19 protein-coding genes are annotated in these 23,157 nt (G+C 71.5%); 16 read left to right on the top strand and 3 right to left on the bottom strand.

Features of this window, described 5'->3' with window-relative positions; genetic code table 11:
• From ASE01_RS16320 to ASE01_RS16260, 13 genes are all read left to right on the top strand, one after another.
• The gene (locus tag ASE01_RS16320) at positions 1 to 1,020 is read left to right on the top strand and encodes an ABC transporter substrate-binding protein (protein WP_056754267.1); all 1,020 of its coding nucleotides are present in this window, start codon (positions 1 to 3) and stop codon (positions 1,018 to 1,020) included.
• Between the two features lie 37 nt (positions 1,021 to 1,057).
• Positions 1,058 to 2,194, top strand: coding sequence for an ABC transporter ATP-binding protein (locus tag ASE01_RS16315; RefSeq protein WP_056754263.1), 1,137 nt, complete (start codon positions 1,058 to 1,060; stop codon positions 2,192 to 2,194).
• Positions 2,191 to 3,918, top strand: coding sequence for an ABC transporter permease (locus tag ASE01_RS16310; protein ID WP_082606107.1), 1,728 nt, complete (start codon positions 2,191 to 2,193; stop codon positions 3,916 to 3,918). The genes ASE01_RS16315 and ASE01_RS16310 overlap by 4 nt, the downstream gene beginning before the upstream one ends.
• A 46-nt stretch (positions 3,919 to 3,964) precedes the next feature.
• Positions 3,965 to 4,717, top strand: a complete 753-nt coding sequence (locus tag ASE01_RS16305; protein WP_056754260.1) for an SDR family NAD(P)-dependent oxidoreductase — start codon at positions 3,965 to 3,967, stop codon at positions 4,715 to 4,717.
• Between the two features lie 18 nt (positions 4,718 to 4,735).
• Positions 4,736 to 5,494, top strand: a complete 759-nt coding sequence (locus ASE01_RS16300) for an SDR family NAD(P)-dependent oxidoreductase (RefSeq protein WP_056754257.1) — start codon at positions 4,736 to 4,738, stop codon at positions 5,492 to 5,494.
• Positions 5,491 to 6,576, top strand: coding sequence for an alcohol dehydrogenase catalytic domain-containing protein (locus ASE01_RS16295; RefSeq protein ID WP_235536050.1), 1,086 nt, complete (start codon positions 5,491 to 5,493; stop codon positions 6,574 to 6,576). The genes ASE01_RS16300 and ASE01_RS16295 overlap by 4 nt, the downstream gene beginning before the upstream one ends.
• Before the next feature lies 1 nt (position 6,577).
• Complete coding sequence (locus tag ASE01_RS16290) at positions 6,578 to 7,375, top strand: FadR/GntR family transcriptional regulator (RefSeq protein ID WP_056754254.1); 798 nt, start codon at positions 6,578 to 6,580, stop codon at positions 7,373 to 7,375.
• Between the two features lie 150 nt (positions 7,376 to 7,525).
• Positions 7,526 to 8,833, top strand: a complete 1,308-nt coding sequence (locus ASE01_RS16285) for a CaiB/BaiF CoA transferase family protein (protein WP_056754251.1) — start codon at positions 7,526 to 7,528, stop codon at positions 8,831 to 8,833.
• The gene (locus ASE01_RS16280) at positions 8,833 to 10,017 is read left to right on the top strand and encodes a CaiB/BaiF CoA transferase family protein (protein ID WP_056754248.1); all 1,185 of its coding nucleotides are present in this window, start codon (positions 8,833 to 8,835) and stop codon (positions 10,015 to 10,017) included. Before ASE01_RS16285 ends, ASE01_RS16280 begins: the two co-directional genes overlap by 1 nt.
• Entirely contained in the window at positions 10,014 to 10,733 is a 720-nt protein-coding gene (locus ASE01_RS16275; RefSeq protein WP_056754245.1) for a phosphotransferase family protein, read from the top strand. The genes ASE01_RS16280 and ASE01_RS16275 overlap by 4 nt, the downstream gene beginning before the upstream one ends.
• A 45-nt stretch (positions 10,734 to 10,778) precedes the next feature.
• Entirely contained in the window at positions 10,779 to 11,954 is a 1,176-nt protein-coding gene (locus ASE01_RS16270; RefSeq protein ID WP_056754240.1) for an amidohydrolase family protein, read from the top strand.
• A 1-nt stretch (position 11,955) separates the two neighbouring features.
• Entirely contained in the window at positions 11,956 to 12,990 is a 1,035-nt protein-coding gene (locus ASE01_RS16265) for an NADP-dependent oxidoreductase (protein ID WP_056754238.1), read from the top strand.
• Between the two features lie 24 nt (positions 12,991 to 13,014).
• A complete protein-coding gene (locus tag ASE01_RS16260) occupies positions 13,015 to 13,467 on the top strand; it encodes a MaoC family dehydratase (protein WP_056754235.1) in 453 nt (150 codons plus the stop codon).
• Positions 13,468 to 14,041: 574 nt separating this feature from the next.
• Here the strand turns inward: ASE01_RS16260 and ASE01_RS24455 are convergent.
• Complete coding sequence (locus ASE01_RS24455) at positions 14,042 to 14,197, bottom strand: hypothetical protein (protein WP_157537402.1); 156 nt, start codon at positions 14,195 to 14,197, stop codon at positions 14,042 to 14,044.
• A 45-nt stretch (positions 14,198 to 14,242) separates the two neighbouring features.
• Positions 14,243 to 15,790: an MFS transporter gene (locus ASE01_RS16255; RefSeq protein WP_056754232.1), complete on the bottom strand. Its 1,548-nt coding sequence runs from the start codon at positions 15,788 to 15,790 to the stop codon at positions 14,243 to 14,245.
• Positions 15,791 to 15,885: 95 nt separating this feature from the next.
• Here ASE01_RS16255 and ASE01_RS16250 point away from each other — a divergent pair, with 95 nt between their 5' ends.
• From ASE01_RS16250 to ASE01_RS16240, 3 genes are all read left to right on the top strand, one after another.
• The gene (locus tag ASE01_RS16250) at positions 15,886 to 16,536 is read left to right on the top strand and encodes a TetR/AcrR family transcriptional regulator (protein ID WP_056754229.1); all 651 of its coding nucleotides are present in this window, start codon (positions 15,886 to 15,888) and stop codon (positions 16,534 to 16,536) included.
• Between the two features lie 48 nt (positions 16,537 to 16,584).
• Entirely contained in the window at positions 16,585 to 17,058 is a 474-nt protein-coding gene (locus ASE01_RS16245; RefSeq protein WP_056754226.1) for a hypothetical protein, read from the top strand.
• 166 nt (positions 17,059 to 17,224) lie between these two features.
• A complete protein-coding gene (locus ASE01_RS16240) occupies positions 17,225 to 22,024 on the top strand; it encodes a family 78 glycoside hydrolase catalytic domain (protein WP_157537400.1) in 4,800 nt (1,599 codons plus the stop codon).
• 57 nt (positions 22,025 to 22,081) lie between these two features.
• Here ASE01_RS16240 and ASE01_RS16235 read toward each other — a convergent pair whose 3' ends face one another.
• Complete coding sequence (locus ASE01_RS16235) at positions 22,082 to 23,137, bottom strand: NAD-dependent epimerase/dehydratase family protein (RefSeq protein ID WP_056754886.1); 1,056 nt, start codon at positions 23,135 to 23,137, stop codon at positions 22,082 to 22,084.
• Positions 23,138 to 23,157: the final 20 nt, after the last annotated feature.

Here is a 23,157-nt window from a genome sequence, read left to right as displayed (position 1 = left end):
ATGAACAACACCCACCGGCTGCGCAGGTCCATCGCCGCCCTGTCCGTGCTGTCCCTGCTCGGCCTCGCCGCGGCGTGCGGCAGCGACGAGCCCGACTCGACCCTGGCGGAGGGAGGATGGGACTCGATCGTCGAGGCCGCGAAGAAGGAGGGATCGGTCACCGTCTACTCCAGCCAGGGCCAGACCCAGCTCGACGACTTCGCCGCCGCCTTCGAGAAGGAGTACGGCATCGAGGTCGAGGTCGTGCGCGGCATCGACCCGGAGCTCCAGCCCAAGATCGAGGCCGAGAAGCAGACCGGCAAGACCGTCGCCGACGTCTACGTCAGCTCCCTGCGCCCGGCGCAGGAGACCTTCGCCGACCAGGACTACTACGTCGCTCCGCAGGGCCCGGCCTTCGAGGAGCTCGACGTCATGCAGGGCGACGAGATCTTCGACATCGACGCCACGGTGCTGACCTTCGCCTGGAACACCGACCTGTTCCCCGGCAAGGTCGAGAGCTACGCCGACCTGCTCGACCCCGCCTTCAAGGGCAAGCTGGGCGTCCCGGAGCCGACCAGCGCGACGTTCGTCGACTACTACAACTACCTCACCGGCATCCACGGCGAGGACTTCCTCGAGAAGCTCGCCGCGCAGGACCCGCAGATCTACCCCGGCGCCCTCCCGGCCGCCGAGGCGCTGTCCTCCGGTGAGATCGCGGGCGCGATCTTCGTGGAGCCGCAGGTCGACCAGCAGGAGGCCGGCGCCCCCGTCGACTTCGGCTTCGAGGACGAGAAGTGGGCGGCCGTCTTCTACGGCGGCATCATCGCGGACGCCCCCCACCCGAACGCGGCCCAGCTCCTCGCCGACTTCATGCTGACCGAGGCCGGCCAGGAGGCCATCGCCCGCAAGGCCGCCTCGGTGCGACCCGACGTGCCCGGCACGTTCGGCACCCTGGACTCGGTTCGCCGCATCGACTACGAGGCCCTCACCCCCGAGGCCGTGACCGACTTCCAGAACAAGTGGAACAAGCTGTTCCGCTGACGCGGCACGGCTGACCCGACAACCCGAGGAGTGACCCATGGCTGACGTGACGATCTCTGCACTGAGCAAGCGCTTCGGTGGCAGCGACAGCGAGGCCGTCATCGACGACCTGGACCTGCACATCCAGGAGGGCGAGCTCCTCGTGCTCCTGGGCGCGAGCGGCTGCGGCAAGACGACCACGCTGCGCTGCCTGGCCGGACTGGAGTCGCCCAGCGAGGGCACCATCTCCTTCGGGGACCGCGTCGTGTACGACGCTTCTCGGCGGGTCGACGTACCCGCCGAGAAGCGCAACGTGGGGATGGTCTTCCAGTCCTACGCGCTGTGGCCGCACATGACGGTGCGCAAGAACATCGGCTACCCGTTGAAGGTGCGCCGCAACAAGGAGGGGCTGCGCGACGGTTGGGTCGAGAAGGCGGCGGCCATGGTCGACTGCAGCCACCTGCTCGACCGCTACCCGGGCCAGCTCAGCGGTGGCCAGCAGCAGCGGGTCGCCCTGGCCCGGGGCATCGTGTCCCGCCCGGACCTGATGCTCTTCGACGAGCCGCTCAGCAACCTGGACGCGCAGCTGCGCGAGCTGGTGCGCACCGAGCTGCATGCCCTGCACCGGCAGATGGGCTTCACCGCCGTCTTCGTGACCCACGACCAGGACGAGGCGCTGGCGCTCGGTGACCGGATGGCCATCCTGCGGGGTGGCCGCGTCGAGCAGTGCGCCGCGCCGCGCACGGTCTTCGAGGACCCGGCGAGCGACTACGTCGCCGAGTTCATCGGCATGGCCGACACAGTGCGGCTCACCCGGTCCGACACCGTCTGGTCGCACGCGGGCGGCACGACCGCCACCCTCGACATCCCTCGCGGACACGACGCCGTCGACGTGCGGATCCGGCCCGACGACGTCCAGGTCCGTGCGGGCGGTGCGCCCGCCCGGCCGGGCGAGCTGGTCGTCGAGGCAGTCGTCACCGACGTCGTGTACGGCGGCCGGCACGTCGACGCCACCATGACCGTCGAGGGCGGGAGCCCCCTGCGGGCCCGGGTCCCGGTCGGTGCCGCCGAGGCGGTCGTCGCCCCGGGAGAGCGCGTTGGCGTGGCCTTCCCGGCCGACAAGGTGCGCGTCTTCGACGGCGTGACGGGCCAGGCGGTGGCCCGCACCGAGCAGCCGGCGCGGGTGTCGGCATGACCGCGACGGCCACGCGCCCCGACCCCGCTCCCGCCGCGGCTGCCCAACCCCCGGCCCGACGCCTGCCCGGCTCGGCGGACACCCGCCGCCGGATCGGGGTCTGGCTGATCGTGCTGGTGCTGCTCTACCTCGTCGGCGTCCCGTTGTACCGGCTCCAGGAGCTGGCGATGGCCGACGGGGGCGCGGGCTACTCCCGCATGCTCGACAACCCCGACTTCACCCGGCTGGTGCTCCGCACCGTCTACCTCGCCGTCGGATCGGTCGTGGTGGCGATGGTGCTCGGGACGCTCCTCGCCTACGCCGCGAGCAGGCTGCCACCGCGTGCCGGCATCCTGCGCACCGTGCCGATCCTGCCGATCGTCCTGCCGGCGATCGCAGCCGTGGTGGGATGGGCCTTCCTGCTGTCCCCGGGACCGGGCTACCTCAACGCCGCGATGCGCAAGCTGCCCTGGTGGTCGGACCTGGACACCGGGCCCGTCAACGTCTACTCGATGCCGTGGATCGTGCTGATCACCGGCTTCGGGCTGACCAGCTTCGTCTACCTCTTCGTGAGCGCCGGCCTGGCCAACATCAGCGTCGACCACCTCGAGGCCGCCCAGGTCGCCGGGTCCTCCGGCGCCGGCGTCTTCTTCCGCGTCGTGCTGCCGCTGCTGCGTCCCTCGCTCATCTACGGCGCCGGTGTCGCCCTGCTGCTCGGGCTCGGCCAGTTCACGGCCCCCCTGCTCCTGGGCACGAAGGAGGGCATCAGAGTCCTGACGAGCGAGATGTACTTCGCAACGGCCTCCAGTCCCATCGACTTCGCCAAGGCCGCGGCACTGGGCTCGCCCCTGCTGGTCTTCGGCGTGCTGATCGTGCTCGCGCAGAAGCTCGGCATCGGGGACCAGCGTCGCTTCGTCACCCACGGCGGCAAGGGCGCCGTACGCCGCCAGCGCCCCGCCCGCTGGGCGGTCGTGGTGATCGCGGTCTACGGCCTCGTGGCCGTCGTGCTCCCGCTGGCCGGGCTGGTCGCCGTCGCCCTCTCGCCGTACTGGAGCTCGACGCTCGATCCCTCGACCTTCACGCTCGACAACTTCCGCACCGTCCTGGACAACCCCGCGATCATCGAGTCGGTGACCACCAGCCTGCTGGCCTCCGTCGCCGCGGTCGCCGTGGTGCTGCCGCTCGGGTACGTCGCAGCGATCGTGCTCCTCGGCGACCGCTTCCGCGTCGCCCGCGCCCTGCTGGACTTCCTCGTCGCGCTGCCCCTCGGCGTCCCGGCGGTCATCTTCGGCGCCGGCTTCCTGCTGACCTACACCAAGGAGCCGTTCGTCCTCTACGGCTCCACGTGGGTGATCGTGCTGGTCTACGCGACCCTGATGGTCCCCTTCGCCACGCGCATGATGATGAACGGCATGCTGGCGCTCGGCACGTCGTACCAGGAGGCCTCGTGGGTCTCCGGTGCCGGCCGGCTGGTCACCCACGCCCGGATCATGCTGCCCCTGCTGCGCGGCAGCATCGGTGGAGCCGTGGCCCTGATGTTCGTGCTGCTGACCCACGAGTTCTCGGCCTCGATGCTGGTGCGATCACCCACGACCCAGGTGATGGGCACCATCGTCTACGACTTCTGGAGCAACGGCTCCTACCCGACCGTGGCTGCGGTCTCGCTGCTCATGACCCTCGTGACGGGGGCAGGGGTGGGCCTGGCCATGACGCTGGGCGGGCGTGACGTGCTGAGCAAGCTGTGAGCGCCGCTCCCCGGACCGGGGCGCGACGCATGAGGAGGAGCGAGCAATGAACGAGCTGGACGGCAAGGTCGCCCTGGTCACGGGCGCCACCCGCGGCCTGGGACGAGCCATCGCCGAGGGATTGTCGAGGGCCGGGGCCACCGTGGTCGTCTCGAGCCGCAAGGCCGAGGCCTGCGAGGAGACGGCGGCGCAGATCACCGCCGCGACCGGCGGCCGTACCTTCCCGCTCGCCCTGCACGTCGGGCAGTGGGACTCGATCACTCCGGCACTCGACCTGGTCGAGCGTGAGGTCGGGCCGCTCGACGTGCTGGTCAACAACGCCGGCATCGCACCGGGGGCGCCCAGCCTCGAGGATCTCTCCGAGGGCCTGTTCGACAAGACCATCGAGGTCAACCTCAAGGGCCCCTTCCGGATGATGGCCGTCGCCGGCGCCCGGATGGCCGCGCGCGGGAGCGGCTCGATCATCAACATCTCCAGCGTCGGCTCCCTGCGCCCCAGTGCCGACGAGGCGACGTACGCCGCGGCCAAGGCCGGGCTCAACGCGCTGACGCAGGCGTTCGCCAAGGAGTACGCCCCGCACGTCCGCGTCAACTGCGTCCTGCCCGGTGGCTTCGCCACCGACATGGCGGCGGGCTGGAGCGAGGAGTTCATCGGCAAGGTGGTCGCCGGGCTGCCCGCCGGCAGGCTGGGGCGACCCGAGGAGCTGGTGGGCATCGTCGTCCACCTCGCCAGCGACGCGAGCAGCTACACCACGGGCGTGCTCATCCCGGTCGACGGCGGCCGCAGCACGGTCTACTGACCAGAGGAGAGAGACAAGATGAGCGACCTGACCGGCCAGTGGGCCGTGGTGACCGGCGCGAGCAAGGGGATCGGTGCCGGCATCGCCCGGGCGCTGGTGGCGGACGGGGCACACGTCCTGCTCGTCGCCCGCAACCCCGACGACCTCGCGGCCGCGGCCACGAGCCTGCGGGCAGATGCCGGTCCCGGCCAGGAGGTCCGCACCGAGGTGGCCGACGTCGCCGATCGCGCCGCGGTGCGTCGGCTCCTCGACGTCGTCGCGGGGCTGCCCTCGCTCAACGTCTTCGTCGCCAACGTCGGCAGCGGCATGCTGCGCCCGTTCCTCGAGGTGACCGAGGAGGACTGGGACGGGATCCTCGCCCTCAACCTGACCGGGACCTTCCTCTGCGTGCAGGGTGCGGCCCGGGTCATGGTCGACCAGCCGCCCGGCAACAAGTCGATCATCGTGGTCTCCTCCATCCGTGGGTTGGGCGCCCGCCCCGGCGTCGCGCCGTACGCCGCCACCAAGGCCGGGTTGAACCAGCTGGCGCGGGTGGCGGCCTACGAGCTGGCTCCCCTCGGCGTCCGGGTCAACGTGCTGTCACCGGGCATCACCGCCACCCCCCTGTCGATGGACCACAACCCCGACCTGCTCCGCGAGCGCACCGAGGACGTGCCGATGGGGCGCCCCGGCACGCCCGACGACATGGCGCGGGCCGCGGCCTACCTGGCCGGTCCCGGCTCGGGATTCGTCACCGGCACCAACCTCGTCGTCGATGGCGGGGAGTCCCTGTGGTGAGTACGCCGGGCGGCACGATGGCCGCGTGGCGACTCACCGCCTACGGCGCGCCCGTCTCCCTGCAGGAGGTGCCGGTCCCGGTGCCGGCGGAGGGGGAGGTGCTGCTGGAGGTCACTGCTGTCGGCCTGTGCCACTCCGACGTGCACCTGCTCGACTCCCCGGAGCCGATGGCCTTCGACGTGCCGTTCACGCTCGGCCACGAGGTCGCCGGCACGGTCGTCGCGGCCCCCGGCGACCCGGCGCTCGTCGGTCGCGCGGTGGTGGTGCACGGCGTGTGGGCCTGTGGCACCTGCGACCGGTGCCGCTCGGGGCGCACCAACTACTGCACGGGCCGTGGCCGGGCCGTCGGCGGCGGCATCGGCCGCGACGGCGGTCTGGCGAGGTACGCCGTCGTCCCGGTCGGGAGCGTCGTCGATGCCACGGGGCTCGCCCCCGAGGTCGCCGCACCCCTGACTGACGGCGGGCTCACGTCGTACCACGCCGTGGCGACGGCCGCGGACCGGCTGCCGGCCTCCGGTGGCCGCGTGGTCGTGATCGGCGTCGGTGGCCTCGGCCATCTGGCCGTGCAGGTCCTGCGGGCCACCACGGCGGCGCAGGTGCTGGCGACCGACACGCACCCGCCTGCCCTCGACCTGGCGACGCGCTCCGGCGCGCACGTGGTGGGTACGCCCGACGACCTGCGCGCCGAGCTGGCACCGCACGGAGGCGCCGACGCCGTGCTGGACTTCGTGGGCGCGGACGCGACGATCGCGCTGGGCGTGGACCTGCTCGGTCCGGGCGGGGACCTCGTGGTGGTCGGCAGCGGTGGCGGCTCCCTCGACTTCCGCAAGGGCGCCCTGCCCCAGGGCGTCCGGGTCTCGGCGCCCTTCTGGGGAACGGCCGAGGAGCTGGCCGCCGTGGTGGCGCTCGCGCGGGCGGGGCACCTCGTGCCCGAGGTCGAGGTGATCGGCTTCGACGACGTCCCGGCGGCCTACGAGCGGCTGCGACGGGGTGGCGTCCTGGGCCGCCTGGTCGTCGATCCCCGGCATACTGGGCCCCCGGCCGGGTCGTCTGTGACCACGCGCGGACAGGGAGGTCGATGACGTGCACCGCCACGGACTGCCCATCGTCTACACGCCCGGGGGCGATTTCGCCGACCCGGGCGGCAACGGTCGGCCGACGCCCCTGCGGCAGCCGAAGGCGTCGGAGGTCGTCGCCGCGCGCATCGTGTCGGACGTCGTCGCGGCGCGGATGTCCCCCGGCGACCGGCTGCGGCCCGAGGCCGAGATGCTGGAGCACTACGGCGTCAGCCGCGAGTCCCTGCGCGAGGGGCTGCGGATCCTCGAGGTGCAGGGCCTGATCACGCTCAAGCGCGGCCCCAACGGCGGGCCCATCGTCTCGGCCATCAACGCGAGCTACCTCGCGCGGACCGCGACGCTCTACTTCAACCTCAGCAACGCGTCGTACGCCGACGTGTTCGAGGTGTGGGCGGACCTCGAGCCCTCCTTGGCGGCCAAGGTGGCCAGGATCAAGGACCGCGACCTCAAGGTCGCGGCGCTCGGCCGGTTCCTCGACGAGGCCGTGCCGATCGACGACGACGCCTTGACGTTCTCGCGCAACAACGGCTTCCACGCCGTGCTGGCCGAGCTCGCCGACAACCCGGTGCTGACGCTGCTCACGCAGGCCGTCTCGCACATCGTCGTCGACCATGTCGTGGAGAGCATCGATCCCGTCCACGACCTCGAGCACCTCGAGAGCGACCACGACGCGATCGCCCAGGCGATCATCGACGGCCGGCACGCGAAGGCGGCCTCGCTGATGCGCGAGCACATCGAGGGCATCACCGAGCAGTTCCGGACGAAGTGGCCGGACCGGCTCGAGGAATCCATCCACTGGCGCTGACCGCCTGAGCCCCACCGGACCACCCGACACCGGTCCGGATGAGGTTTCTTGCGCTCACACTTGAGGTAATTGATCATGAGGAATAGAGTGGTGCACGTCACCCAGCACCACGACGTACCGCGGCGCCGAAGGGCACCAGATCGGAGCGAGATGACCACGCAGCAGGCCGAGCAGGCCCAGCCGGGCCGTACTCCCGGCCAGCGGCAGGGGCCGCTGTCACACATCCGTGTCGCCGACTTCTGCTGGATGGGCGTCGGCTCGGTCGCCACCCGGCTCCTGGCCGACTTCGGCGCGCAGGTCATCAAGATCGAGGACCGCAACCGTCTCGACACGCCCCGCCGGCTCCCGATCTACAAGGGCGACCTGCGCTCGTACGGCGACGAGGACGCGAACCCCGACCCTGACAAGGGCGGGTTGTTCAACAACTACTGCCGCAACAAGCTCGGCGTCACGATCAACATGAAGTCCGACTCCGGCCGTGCACTGGCTGAGCGGCTGATCTCGTCGAGCAGCGTGGTCACCGAGAACTTCGCGCCAGGGGTCATGGAGCGGTGGGGCCTGACCTACGACCGGCTGCGCGAGCTGCGCGAGGACGTGATCTTCGCGCGGATGAGCGGCTACGGCCACAGCGGTCCGCACCACGAGTACCGCAGCTACGGACCGGTGATCCAGGCGGTGTCCGGGATGTCGTTCATCAGCGGCCTGCCGGACCGCGAGCCCTCGGGCTGGGGACTGTCCTACATGGACAACCAGGCGGCCTACTACAACTCCGCGGCCCTGCTGATGGCGATCTTCCACCGCCAGCGCACCGGTCAGGGCATGGAGGTCGACGCCTCCGCCGTGGAGATCGGGATCAGCCTGCTGGGCCCGGACCTGCTCGACACCCTGGTGAACCAGCGGCCCAGCCGTCGTCCCGGTTTCCCCCGCGGCAACCGGAGCGCGCACGAGGACGTCGCCCCCCACGGGGTCTACCCGACGGCCGGCGAGGACCAGTGGGTCGCGATCACCGTCGCCGACGACGCCGAGTGGCAGCGCCTGGTCGCCGCCATGGGCCGGCCCGCGTGGGCGGACGAGCAGCGCTTCGCCACCGGGACGAGCCGACGCGAGCACGAGGACGACCTCGACAAGCTGATGTCGGGCTGGACCTCGGGCCTGGGCAAACACGCGATCACCGAGCTGCTCCAGGCCGCGAGCGTGACGGCGGGTGCGGTGCAGGACCCGCGCGACCTCGACGAGGTCGATCCGCAGATCGCCGCCCGCGGCACCTTCTTCGACCTGGACCACCCGGTCATCGGCCCCGCCCGCTTCGAGGGCACGCCGATCAGCTTCTCCGAGACCGTGCAGGAGAACTGGCGGTCGGCGCCGCTGCTCGGTGAGGACAACCACTACGTGTTCGGCGAGGTGCTCGGCCTCTCCGAAACCGAGCTCGCGGAGCTCGAGGCAGAGGGAGCGATCTGATGGACGAGCAGCTGCCGTACGCCGGCATCACCGTCGTCGAGCTGGCCGACGACCCGGCCGGGGAGCGGGTCGGGAAGCTCCTGGCCGACCTCGGCGCAACGGTGCTCAAGCTCGAGCCGCCGGAGGGCGTCACCAGCCGCCGTACCGGACCGTTCGTGCAGGGGCGCGAGGGAGACCCGGACGCCAGCCTGGCCTTCTGGACCTACAACACCGGCAAGCAGAGCATCGTCGTCGAGCCGTCGCAGCGCGCCGCCACGGTGACCGAGCTGGCCCGGACCGCTGACGTCCTCCTCACCACCGCCGTCCCGCGCGAGCTCGCCACCGAGGACTGGTCCCACGACCAGCTGCGCGAGGAGAACCCCGCGCTGGTGGTGCTGTCGGTGACGCCCTACGGGCTGACCGGACCGTGGGCCGACCGTCGTACCTCTGAGCTGGTGGGCCTCGCGCTCGGCGGCACCCTCAACAGCTGTGGGTACGACGACCACTCGATCCCGCCGGTGCTGCCAGGGGGCAACCAGACCTACGAGATGGCGGCGAGCTTCGCCCACATCGGCCTGCTCCTCGCCCTCGTCGAGCGCCAGGCCACCGGCCGCGGGCAGCTCGTCGACGTCTCCATGCACGAGGCGAACGCGGTGAGCGGCGAGCTCGCCAACCCCTACTGGTTCTACCCGCGGGCGATCGTGAAGCGGCAGACCAACCGCCATGCCCAGCCTGTCCCGACCCAGTCGGCGACGTTCCGGTGCGCCGATGGGGTCTATGTCTACTTCGCCCTGATCCTGTCCGAGCCGCGCGCCTGGCGGACGCTGGTCGACTGGATGACCGACCACGAGCTCGCGGCCGACCTGACCGAACCGGCGTACGACGACGTGGCCTATCGGCAGCAGAACTTCTCCCACGTGCAGGGCCTCGTCGAGGTCTTCTTCCTGCTCATGGACTCCGAGACGGCCTATCACGAGGGCCAGCGACGGGGGTTGCCGATCGGGCCGCTGCGCGGCCTGGAGGACCTTCCCGAGGACGAGCACCTGCGTGAGCGCGGGTTCTTCGTGGAGGTCGAGGTCGACGACACCCCTGCCACCCTCCCCGGCGTGCCCTATCGGACCTCGGCGTTCACCGCCGTGCCCGGCCCGCCACCCCGGCTCGGCGAGCACACGGCCGAGGTCCTCGCCGACGCGGTGGCCCGATGAGCGCCCCGGCCGAGTGGGTGCCGGACGCCCCCGAGCTGGGTCCGGTCGATGGCGGACCGGTCGACTGGGCCGGCCTGGAGGCGCACCTGCGCGGGCAGCTCCCGGGCCTGCGCGGCGACCTGAGCGTCGAGCGCTTCGTGCGTGGCGGTCCGCGTGACGCCTACCGCCTGCGGTTCGGCGCCACCCTCCTGGTGGTGCGCACCTTCGCGCAGCCTGCGCCGGGGCGCGCCGACGCCCACGTGGCCCTGGCCGGCATCGCCCGCGGATACGACCGCGCCCCGATGCCGTTGCTGTTGTGCGAGGACCCGTCCGTGGCGGGCGCCGCGTTCGAGGTCCTGCAGTACCAGCCCGGCTTCGTCATCACCGACCGCCTGCCCAACGCCTTCGTCCGCGAGCCCGAGGTCGGACGTCGCATCGCCGCCGCGGTCGTCGAGGCGCTGGCCGAGCTCCACGCCCTCGAGGGCGGACCCGTCCACGGCTCCTTCTCGCTGGCCCGCTGCCAGTTCGACGCGGACGCCGAGGGTGGGACACCCGACCGCGTCACCGGCGTCCTCGGCTGGGACCACGTCCGTGCCTCCGGGCCTGCGGCCGACGACGTCCGCAGCCTCGTCGCGAGCTGGCCCGGCGAGGCGCTCGGGCTCCCGCCCGGCCACGAGCTGGCCGCGATGTACGACGCCGCCACCGGCGATGCCGTGGCACCCACTGACCTGACCTGACCTGACACCCGAACCACCTCACCGAGAAACCCCAAGAGGAGCACCATGCGCGCGTCCCTGCTGGACGAGATCAAGATCATCGACACCGACACCCACGTGGTCGAGCCGCCGGACCTGTGGACGTCGCGGGTCTCCACCAAGCGCTGGGGCGACCGGGTGCCCCACGTCCGTGCCGACGCGAACGGCGACCCGGCCTGGTTCGTCGCCGACAAGCTGGTGCTGCCCGTGGCCGCCGCCGCGATGGCCGGCTGGCACCAGTACCCGCCGATGCACCCGCCGTCGTTGAACGACGCCGACCGCGCCACCTGGGACCCGCTGGCGCGGGTGCAGCGGATGGACGAGCTCGGGATCCACGCCCAGGTGCTCTACCCCAACGTCGCCGGGTTCGGCGGCGGCAACTTCACCGACGTCGACGAACCGGAGCTGATGCTCGCCTGCGTCGAGGCCTACAACGACTTCCTGAGCGAGTACTGCCAGACCGCGCCCGGACGCTTCGTCCCCATCGCGGCGCTGCCGTTCTGGGACGTCGAGCTGTCCATCAAGGAGCTGCACCGCGCCGTCGACAACGGCCACCGCGGCGTGATCTTCTCCGGCGTCCCCGACGCCTGGGGTCAGCCCGACCTCACCGACCGCTACTGGGACCGGCTCTGGGCCGCGATCCAGGAGGCCGGCGTCCCGGTCAACTTCCACATCGCCTCGGGCAACATCGCCGACATCACCACGATCGGCAACCCGGCCAACGGCCCGCACGCCAACTACTCCGCGCTCGGTGTCGGCTTCTTCCTGGGCAACGCCGGCACGATCACCAAGCTGATCACCGGCGGCGTCTGCCACCGCTTCCCCAAGCTCAACTTCGTCTCGGTCGAGAGCGGGATCGGCTGGATCCCCTTCGCCCTCTCGGCGCTGGATTGGCAGTGGCTCAACTGCGGTGTCCCGAAGGAGCACCCGGAGTACGACCTGCTGCCCAGCGAGTACTTCAAGCGCCAGATCTACGGCTGCTTCTGGTTCGAGCAGGCCACGGCGATCTCCGCGATCGAGCAGCTCGGCGCCGACAACTTCCTCTACGAGACCGACTTCCCGCACCCGACGTCGATGTCGCCCGGCCCCGCCAGCATCGCCACCACCCCGCGGGAGTACCTCGAGCTGACCTTCGCCGACGTCCCCGACGCGGACATGGAGAAGATCCTGCACGGCAACGCCGCGCGCATCTACGGGCTCTGAGGTGACGTCCAGCCGCCAGTGGGTGCTGCGGCGCCGCGCTGACGGGGCGCCGCGCCCGGAGGACGTGGAGCTCGTCGACGCGGTGCTCCCGCCGCCGGGCGAGGGCGAGGTGCTCGTGCGCAACGAGTACGTCTCCGTCGAGCCCTACATGCAGGGCCGGATGGGCGACCGGGTCACCTACGTCGACCCCTACGCCCTCGACGAGCCGATGGAGGGGCCTGCCGTCGGCCGGGTCGTGGAGTCGCGGGCGGCGGACGTCCCGGTCGGCACCTGGGTGCGCCACGGCCTCGGCTGGCGCGACCTGGCGTGCCTGCCGGCCGCCGACGTTGACGTGCTCGACGTCGGTGGGCTGCCCCCGGAGGCCTTTCTCGGCGTCCTCGGCCAGACCGGCCTCACGGCGTACGTCGGCCTCCTGCGCATCGGGGCCCTCCAGCCGGGGGAGACGGTCTTCGTCTCCGCGGCTGGGGGCGCCGTCGGCTCCGTGGTCGGTCAGGTCGCGCGGGCCCTGGGCTGTCGCGTGATCGGCAGCGTGGGCTCGGCGGCGAAGGCGACGCACCTCGAGCAGGAGCTCGGTTTCGACGCGGCCTTCTCCTACCGCGACGGTCCGGTCCGCGCGTCGCTCGCTGCAGCGCTCGAACGGGTCGGGTCCGATGGCGTCGACGTCTACTTCGACAACGTCGCCGGCGAGCAGCTCGAGTGCGCGCTGCGCGTGATGCGCGAGCGCGGGCGGATCGTCCTCTGTGGCGCGATTTCGACGTACGACGCCACCGCGCCCGTCCCGGGGCCGCGGAACCTGATCCGCGCGATTTGGCAGCGGGTGCGCCTCGAGGGCTTCATCGTCGGCGACCACGCCGACGCGACCGAGGAGTTCCTCAGCCAGATGGGGCAGTGGCTCCGCGACGGCACCGTCCGCCAGGAGCAGACCGTCTTCGGCGGGGGGATCGAGGACTGCTGGCCGGCCTTCGAGTCGATGCTCACCGGCGGCACGAGCGGCAAGACGCTCATCCACGTCGGTGACGGGGCCGCACCCGCCTGACTGGTCGACCGAGGAGGAGCAGGGATGCCCACCACCACCGTCGCGGGGCTGGTCGACGCCGTCGACCTCGACCTCGGCACCAGCGACTGGCTGCGCGTCACCCAGGAGCGCGTCGACCTGTTCGCCGACGCGACGGGCGATCACCAGTGGATCCACGTCGACCCGGAGCGCGCGGCCCGCGGCCCCTTCGGCGCCACCCTGGCCCACGGGTACCTCACCCTGTCGCTGGTCCCGGAACTGTTCGCCGGGCTGCTCGAGGTCACCGACCTGTCCCGTGGGGTCAATTACGGGATCGAGCGGCTGAGGTTCACCGCGCCGGTGCTCGTCGGCTCCTCCATCAGGCTGGCGGCCCGGGTGGTGGACGGCAGGTGGAAGCCCGACGGCGGGGTCGAGTACCGCGTGGCGCTGCGCGTGGAGGTCGAGGGCACGGAGCGTCCGGCGATGGTCGCGGAGTGCCTCTTCCTTGCCTACGCGTGACCGCGGGGGCGCTCGGCCCTCGCCCGACCACGTGGCGGTCGAAGGAGTCGGTCTCGACCTCCCGTCCCGGCTCCGAGCATGATCCAGCGTCGCGCCGCCTGGTCGAACAGGCGCCCGTCGCGGATCGACGCCCCGAGGTCGGCCGGGCCTTTGCGCTCGACCGCCAGCACCGGACCTACCTCCACCACGGGATTCATGCAGACCCGTGCAAGCAGACGGTTCAGGTGCAGGCCCACACCAGAACGCCGGCGAGCACCAGGATGGCGATCAGCAACAACATGCCCGACAGCTCCGGCGCCTCGGCGTGTTCTCGTTCGTGAGAGTGCGTGGTCATGGTCCCCCCTAGGACGATGGTGGTCGACGTCGCCGTCCACCGTGGTTCCACCTTGGCTCCCGAGGTACCCGCACCCGGGTCGCTGCATTCCGGAGGTGCGCCCAGCGGATCCGACAGGTGTGGCAGTTCGGCAGCGGCACCACCGAAGGCTCGGGGGAGAGCCGACCGTCCTCCTCCCGGACGTCCCGCAGCACCGTCGTGGCGGTGTGGACGAACGTCAGGGTGGCGGTCATCGCGCTGTCACTCTTCCGGCGGGTCCGAGCGAGGGGGCCGCTGGGGGTCCGGCTGGCGGAGGTCGCGCTCGATCTCCTGCGCCCGACGCCGCTCGAAGAGCAGGATCGCCACCACGATGCCCAGCATCACGAGCACGGTCACGACCAGTCCGAACAGGTCCATTCCCGAGCGCTACCCCACGGGCAGACCGGCAGACGGCGCGGTCCCCTAGTGCGACGCGGACGCACCCGTCACGTCGGCGGTGCCGTCCTGCTCGAGCTCGCCCCCGGCGAGCGGGTCGTACCGGTTGCCCGGCAGTGCGACCAGGGCGCCCAGGGCGCCGACCAGGCACAGCACGCCGACGACGGTGCAGCCGAGGCTGAGGCCGTCGAGGAAGGCGGCATCGACCGACGCGGCGAGCCCGGGAACCTGGGCGGTGAGGGCGTCGGCGAAGCCGACCGACTCCGCCGCTGCGTCGGCGGTCGGAGCGTCCACACGCCCGTCGAGGAGCCGGATCAGCTCGTCGGCGTACTGCGAGGAGAAGAGGGAGCCGACCACGGCGACCCCGAGGGTGCCGCCGAGCTCACGAGTGGCGTCGTTGACCGCCGAGCCGACGCCCGCCCGCGCGGGCGGGAGGACCTGCATGATCGACTCGGTGGCCGGCGTGCTGACCAGCCCGAGCCCGCCGCCCAGCAGGATCATCTGCGGCACGATCACCTGGGCGTAGGACACGTCGGCACCGATGTTCGCCACCCACAGGAACGCCGCGCCGAGCATGACGAGCCCCGGCGTGACCACGGCCTTGGTGCCGAGGCGGGGGGCGAGCTGGCTCCCGACGATCGACGCAACGGCGATCGACAGGGCCACCGGCAGGAAGCGGACACCGGTCTCCAGCGGGGTGTAGTCGCGGACGAACTGGAAGAACTGCGTGATCAGGAAGATGAAGCCGAACAGCGCGAAGAAGGCGATCGTGACGGCCGCGCAGGCGGCGCTGAAGCGCCGGTCGAGGAACAGCGTGACGTCGATCATCGGGTTCTCCACGGCACGCTCGACCAGCACGAAGACGGCGACGAGCACGGCCGCGAGGGCGAAGCCGGTGATGGTGGCGGTGCTGGACCAGCCGTGCTCGGGGGCCTCGATGATCGTCCAGGTCAGCGTGCCGAGGGCGGCCACCGAGATCACGAAGCCCGGCTTGTCGACGCGGGGCACGCTGGGGTCGCGCGACTCGGGGACGTAGGCCACGGCCATGGCGATCGTGACCACGCTGATCGGCACGAGCGCGAGGAAGACGCTGTGCCAGCTGTAGTGCTCGAGCAGGAAGCCTCCGACGACCGGGCCGAGCGCCACCCCGACGCCGACCGAGGCGCCCCACAGGCCGAGCGCGGAGGCGCGCTCACGACGCTCGGTGAACGCGTTGGCGATGATCGACAGGGTCGTGGGGAAGATGACCGCAGCGAAGACGCCCATGGCGACCCGGATGGCGACCAGGTGGTCGCTGGTGTCGGCCAGGCCGGCGGCCGCGCTGCTGAGCGCGAACCCGCTCAGCCCCACGATGAGGGCGGGGCGACGACCGAAGCGATCCGAGAGGCTCCCCATCGCCAGCACCAGCGCGGCGAAGGCCAGGTTGTAGCCGTCCACGATCCACAGCAGGTCGCGCGTCCCCGCGTCGAGCTCCTCGGCCAGGGTCGGCAGCGCGATGTTGGTGATCGTGGTGCTGAGGTTGATCGTCACGGCCGCCAGGCACACGGTGAGCAGGACCAAGGACTTTCGGGGCACGGAGGCGCTCCTTTGTAGACAGTGTCAACATCGACGATGGGGCACGGTGTTGACACTGTCAAGATGCGAGCGGTGTGACCGCTACCGTGAGGCGTGTGAGTGCCCCCACCTACCACCACGGTCGACTGCGCCAAGCGCTCATCGACGCCGCCGCGGACGCGGTGCGCGAGCGGGGCCCCGAGGACTGGTCGTTGCGCGACGTGGGTCGTCGGGTGGGCGTGTCCCACAACGCGGCGTACCGGCACTTCGCGCACCGCGACGACCTGGTCGTCGTGCTGTCCGAGCTGACCATGGCCCGACTCGTCGATGCGCTCCACCAGCGGCTCGCCCTGGTCAAGGGCGACGACCCGGTGCTGCGCGCGCGGCGCGCGCTGGCCGAGACCGGCCGCGGCTACGTCGACTTCGCGATCAGCGACCCGCACCTGTTCCGCCTGGCCTTCACGTCCACGGTCGCGACCGAGCCGAGCCCGCCGCCCGAGCGCGACCCGTACGGCGTGCTGAGCCGGGTGCTCGACGGACTGGTCGAGGTCGGCTACCTCACGCCTGAGGCCCGCCAGGACGCCGAGCTGACCTGCTGGTCGGCCGTCCACGGCTTCTCGATCCTGTGCATCGAAGGACCTCTGCGCGGTGCCGGCGACGCCGAGCGCAACGGGGCCCTCGAGCAGGTCCTCGTCGCGATCGACCGGTCGTACGCCGCGACGACGGGGACCGTGATCGGTCCCGACGACCTGCGCGTCGGCGCCTGAGCACCCGGACTCACCGGTTCTGCCGCTCCGCGACGGAGGATGGACGGCATGACCCCTCGCCGACTCACCCTGCTCGGCTTCGTGCCGATGACCGTCGTGCTCTACCTGTGGGTGCTGGTGGCCCCGAGCATCTACGGGGTCAGCGGGTGGGGCGGTGTGGGCGTCTTGTTCTTCCTCGGCCCGGTCACGGTGCTGTTCCTCCTCGTGGTGGGCGTCCTGGTGCTTGCCATGAGGCAGCGGCCACGGCGGTTCACCTGGGCGCAGACCTTCGCGGCGTGGCTGATGTGGGCGGCCCTGATGACGGGTGGCTTCGTCTTCGAGGACGCCGGCGACGACACCGACACCGGACCGTCGGTCTTCACCCACCTGGTCGGTCGGACCCGGGCCACCGTGCAGCTCGGTGAGGGCGTGCTGGTCCTGTGCGCCGGGATCGTGATGGTCAGCGCGCTCGCCCTGGTGGTCCTGCTCGTGTGGGACCTCGTCGCGGCCTCCCGTCGGTCCGGACGTCCTGTCGGCGGCTGAGCCGCCGCGCACTCCTCGCCCCGGTTGGGGGAGCGATGGTGCGGCGAGGGCAGAAGATCCTTGCTCAATTGAAACCTTTCATTTAAGGTTCGTGACGCCTGCTGTGACCGTCGCCACATCGACGGTCCGGCGGTGTCGCATCCCTTGAGCTGATCGGACCCTCCCTGTGCGTAGGTCGTGCTGGATCCCTGCCCGTTCCGGACGTCACTCGGTCGTCGTCGGCATGCTGCTGGCCCTCGGGATGGCCGGACTGCCGGCGATCGCGCCGACCTCCGCCGGCGCAGCGGTTCCTGTTGCCTCAGCGGTGGAGCCGGGGACGGAGCCGGACGCCCCGGTCGGCCTGCGGGTCGAGGGACTCGACCGTCCGAGCGACCTGGCTGACCTCGAGTCGCCGTCGTTCTCCTGGCAGCTGACCTCCTTGCCCCGGCAGACGGCCTACCGGATCGTCGTGGCATCGACGTCCGCGCTCGCGGCCGCCGGCACCGGTGACGTCTGGGACTCCGGCAAGGTCGAGTCCGAGCGGCAGACCGACGTGACGTACGCCGGCGAACCGCTGGCCGCCTCGCAGCGCTACTTCTGGTCCGTCAAGGTCTGGGACGGCGCCGACGCCGAGCAGGCGTGGTCCGAGACGTCCTGGTTCGGCACCAGCCCCGGGCCCGACTGGGAGGACGCGACGCCGGTGTGGGCGCCGTCCCCGGTGACCGGCTGGGACGACTACACCTACACCGCCAAGCTCACCGTCACGGCGGTCGCGCTCGGCCTGCGGTTCCGCGTCAGCGGCAACAACTCCTACATGTGGCAGTTCCGCGGCGCCGACAACCGGCTCGTGCCCCACAAGCAGAGCAACGGGACCTACGCGACCCTGGGTGCGGCAGTGAACCTCCCGGCCGGGACGCTCGCGGTCGGAACGCAGGCGACGGTCTCCATCCAGGTGGCTGGTTCGACGATCACCACTCGCATCAACGGCGTGCAGGTCGACCAGCGCACCGACGCGTCGTACGCCTCCGGCATCGTGGGCGTGCGCACCGGCAACAGCGAGACGGCCCTGCTCGACGACGTGACGGTCGTCCGGTCGAGCGGTACGACGCTCTTCTCCGACGACTTCAGCGCGGCGAACTCCTTCGCCTGCGGCACCGTTGCCGACGGCGCACTCAGCATTCCCGTCGCCAGCAACTGCGGACTCGCCGGCTTCGGCACCGACTGGGCGATGTTCCGCAAGGACGTCGCTGTCGCCGACAAGGAGATCGCCTGGGCGACCCTCTTCGCGACCGGCACCGAGTGGCGCGCGTCGAAGCAGTACACGTTCAAGGTCTCGATCGACGGCACCTTCGTCGGCCTCGGCCCGACCGCACCGGTCGGCAACGAGACCCGCTTCGACGGCTTCGACGTCACCTCCCTGTTGACCCGCGGCGAGACGTCGACCGTCTCCCTGATCGCCAACAGCAGCAGCGCGAACGCGCGCGTCCTGGCGCAGCTGCAGATCCAGTACGCCGACGGGAGCCGCGAGACCATCGGCACCGGCGACGACTGGCAGGCGCTCAGCGCTGCCGGTGTCTACCCCTCACCGGGCAGCTACGGCACCAGCTACTTCGCCGCGCCCCGCGAGAACCTCGACGCCCGCAAGTTCCCCGTCGGCTTCGACCGCCCCGGCTTCGACACCGAGGGGGCCACCGGCTGGGGCCCGGCCGAGGAGCGCTCCGCGATCGCCGGCCTGCAGGCCGCGCCGATGGCCAAGGTCGAGCAGCAGCTCCGCGCCCCGGCCGAGCTCACCGAGCTCGCGGACGGCAGCCAGGTCGTCGACTTCGGCCGCACCTGGATGGGTGGCATCGCCTGGGACCTCGGTTCCGGGGAAGCGGGCACCCAGGTGCAGGTCCGCTTCGGCCAGGTCCTCAACCCCGACGGCTCGGTGAAGTGGCAGACCTCGGCGACCAACAACTACCTCGACACGATCACCCTCCGCGACGGCGCCCAGCACCTCGAGACGTGGGGCATGCGGACCTTCCGCTACGTCCAGGTCACCGGTGCGCCCGCGCCGGTCACCGCTGAGTCGTTCAAGGCCGTCGCGCTCGTCTACCCCTTCGACGAGGAGGCCTCGGCCTTCGCCTCGTCGAGTGACAACCTCGGCCAGGTCTACGAGCTGTCGAAGAACACCATCGAGGCCACCAACCTCAACTTCTACACCGACTCGTGGGAGCGCGAGCGCACCAACTACGAGGCCGACGCCTACCTGCAGCTGATGTCGTCGCTCTACCTGATGGACGACCTCTCGCTCGGCCGCTACTCGATGAACTACTTCAAGACCAACCGCACGTGGCCGACCGAGTGGCCGGCGTACGTCGTCCTCGCGGTCCACGACGCCTGGCGCCAGACCGGCAACACCGACCAGGTGGCCGACTACTACGAGAACCTCAAGACCAAGCTGCCGTCGAAGTGGCTCGAGGAGAGCACGGGCCTGGTCCGCAAGACGACCGGTGTGAACTGCAACTCCGCGACCGACTGCGACATCGTCGACTGGCCCACGAGCCAGCGTGACGGCTACGTCTTCGGGCAGTACAACACGGTCATCAACTCCATCACCTACCGCACGCTCGTCGACATGGGGGAGATGGCCGCGGCCATCGGCAAGGACGACGAGGCGGCGTCGTACGTCGCCCAGGCGGCCGCGCTGCGCGACGCGATCAATGCGAAGTTCTACGACCCCGCCACCGGGTCGTACGACGACGGGGCCAACGCCAGCGGCGTGCTGACCGGTCACCGCTCGGTCCACGCGAGCGCGTTCGCGCTGGCCTTCGGCGTCCCCGCCGACGACCAGAAGGCCCAGGTGGCCTCCTACATCAAGACCCGCGGCATGGCCTGCAGCGTCTACTGCGCGGCCTTCCTGATCCAGGGGCTCTACGCCGGCGGCGACGGGCAGACCGCGCTCGACCTGATGACGGCCGAGGGCACCAGCAGCTGGATGAACATGATCAAGGCCGGCGCAGGAGCGACAATGGAGGCCTGGGACATCTCCCAGAAGTCCAACACCTCCTACTCGCACCCGTGGGCGGCCTCGCCCGCGTTCAACGTGCCGTCCGGCCTGTTCGGCATCCAGCCGAATACCGCGGGCTACGAGACGGTCGCGATCCGGCCGCAGCCCGGCGACCTCGCCTGGGGCACGATCAAGACCCCCACCGTCCGCGGCAGCATCGGCGCGGCGTTCGCGCAGGACGAGGACGGCACGACCGTGGTCGCGTCGGTCCCGGGCAACACCCGCGCGAGCGTCAGCGTCCCGACCACGGCGACCGGACCGACCCGACTCTTCGTCGACGGCGCCGCCCGCACGCTGACCCCGCAGGAAGGACGCTTCGAGCTGTCCCTCGGCGCCGGGTGCCACGTGCTGTCGCCGACCGCCGAGGTCGGCGACCTCGAGCGGCTCACCTCGGTCTGCGCCGTCGAGCCTGCTGTCGCCCGTACCCTCACCGCGTCGGTGAGTGCCGACGGCGGCCAGGGCTGGTACGGCGCGGGTGCCGCGCTGACGCTCACGCCCGCCGGCGAGGACGCTGGCGCCGCTGTCGCCGAGTACCGGATCGACGGCGGCGACTGGGAGACCTACGCCGCCGCGGTCGAGCTCGACGAGGGTGCGTACGACGTCGACTGGCGCCTGCGCGACGGCGAGGACGTGGTCGCCCAGGGCACCGTCGCGGTCAAGGTGGACGCCACCGTTCCGACGGTGACGCCGGACGTGGCCGGGCGCAGGGTGACGCTGACGGCGACAGATCCCGACGGGGCGGGCGGCAGTGCGGCCTCGGGTGTCGACACGATCGAGTACCGCATCGATGACGGCGAGTGGACGGCGTACACGTCCCCGGTGGTGGTGGATGCGGGGACCCACGAGGTCGCCCACCGCGCCACCGACAGGGCCGGGAACTCGTCCGCGGCCGGATCCGTCGACGTGGGCGCTGCCCCGACGGTGAGCGGCACGGTCGACGTCGATGGCGAGGACGGCTGGTCGGGTGCGGAGTCCCGACTGACCCTCACCGTGGCCGGGTCCGGCGACTCGGTGGCGGAGTACCGCCTCGACGACGGTGACTGGACCGCCTACGCCGCTCCGGTGCTGTTGCCGGAGGGCAGGTACGACGTCGACTGGCGCCTGCGCCAGGGCCCGGACGTCGTCGACGAGGGGTCCCGGGCGGTGAAGGTCGACACGACGACCCCCACCGTGACGGCCGACGTGTCGGGTCGACAGGTCAGCCTGACGGCGACGGACCCGGGAGCGGACTCCGCGTCGGGCGTCTCCTCCACCGAGGTCCGGGTCGACGACGGCGAGTGGACGGCCTACACGTCGCCGCTCCTCCTCGACGGTCGTGCGCATGTCGTTGCCTTCCGGGCCGCCGACAGGGCCGGCAACACCTCGGTCGTCGACCAGGTCACCCTGGCCGCGACGCCTCCGAGCGCCATGACCGTTCCGCGGGTCACCGGCCGGGCGCGCTACGGCGAGCGACTCAGCGCGACCGCCGGCAGCTGGGACCCGAGCGTCTCCACCTCGCTGCAGTGGCTGCGCAACGGCACCCCGATCGCGGGCGCCACCGGATCGTCGTACCGCCTCGCCCTGCGTGACATCGGTGCGCGCCTCTCGGTGCGGGTCACCGCGACCGCACCCGGGCGACCGAACGGCACCGCGACCTCGGCATCGACCGCCGTCGTCGCCAAGGCCCTCAGCCGAACCGCGGTGAAGGTCTCGCCGACGGCGGTCCGCAAGGGCAGGAAGGTCACCGTCCTGGCCACGGTCTCCGGTGCGGGCTCCCCGGCCTCCGGCTACGTGCGGGTCAGCATCGGCGGTCGGACCTTCACCAAGGCTCTGTCCGGCGGTCGCGTGAAGCTGTCGGTCCGGGCGAGCGGCCGTGGCACCACGAAGGTCACCGTCCGGTACCTCGGCAACCGGATCCTGACCACGAGCACGGCGGTGACGAGCTTCCGGGTGCGCTGAGGTCGTTCCTCGCCAACGGCGGGGCCGTGCAGGCGCACGGCCCCGGGAGATCAAGGGCTACTGATTGCGCTTGCGCTGGGTGAAGAACGCCGCCGCCTCCCGGATCGCGTCGTGCACGGGTGCCGGCTCCCAGCCCAGCTCGCGGGTTGCCTTGCCGTGGTCCAGCGGCGTCATGACGTGCATCAGCCGGATGCTGGTCCGGGTCAGCCGGATGTCGCGGCGCAGGATCCGTGCCACCTGTTCGCCGACGAACCCGCCCGCAGCGAGGACCCCGACAGGGATGCCTGTCCGAGGGCGTGCGACCCCCGCCGCGTCGGCTGCCGTGTCGAGCACGTCGCGCATCGAGAGGTGGCGCTCGGAGACGATGTACCGCTCACCGACGGCACCTCGCTCGCCGGCCAGGACGAGGGCGCGGGCGGCGTCGCGGACGCCGACCGCCTCGGCGCCCACCCCGCGGACGTACCAGGACTGCCGACCGCGGGCGGCGAGCTTGACGAAGCCGCCGTGCGGGGTGGGCAGGAAGTCGCCGCTGCCGTAGGTGTTGGCGACGCACATCGATACGACCGGCACGCGGCCACCGGCGGCGTACGACAGGGCGAGATCTTCGCCCTGCACCCGCGACCGGATGTAGTCGCCGCCCCGCTCGAGCCAGTTGTGCGGACCGCTCTGCTCCGTCACGGGACCGGCACCGGTGGCGCGGTCCGCGATCGGCAGGGTGCCGATGGAGCTGGTGTGCACGAACCGGTGGAGGTCGTGGTCGGCCGCGACGTCGAGGACGGTGCGCAGGCCCTCGACATTGGTCCGGTACAACGGCGCGGGGTCGCGCAGCCAGGGCCGCGCATCCACCACGCAGTGGTGGACCACGTCGACCCCGGCCATGGCGCGTCGTACGGACTCGGCATCGTGGACGTCCCCGACGTGTCGCTCCACAGGGAGCCCGTCGATCCCTTGGGTGGAGCTGGTGGCCCGGACGAGGACGCGGACCTGCTCACCCTGCTCGACCAGCTGGCGGACGACGTGCGATCCGAGGAATCCGCTGGCGCCGATGACGAGATGGGAACGACGGGAAGAGCCAGTCGGCTCGGGCGGGTGATCGACGGTCGGGGCGTCCACGTCGCGCACGCTACCGGGGG

This window comes from Nocardioides sp. Root190, assembly GCF_001428565.1.
Taxonomy (GTDB): Bacteria; Actinomycetota; Actinomycetes; order Propionibacteriales; family Nocardioidaceae; genus Nocardioides.
The sequence above is the reverse complement of the archived record's forward strand: the minus strand, read 5'-3'. Positions and strand labels throughout refer to the sequence as shown.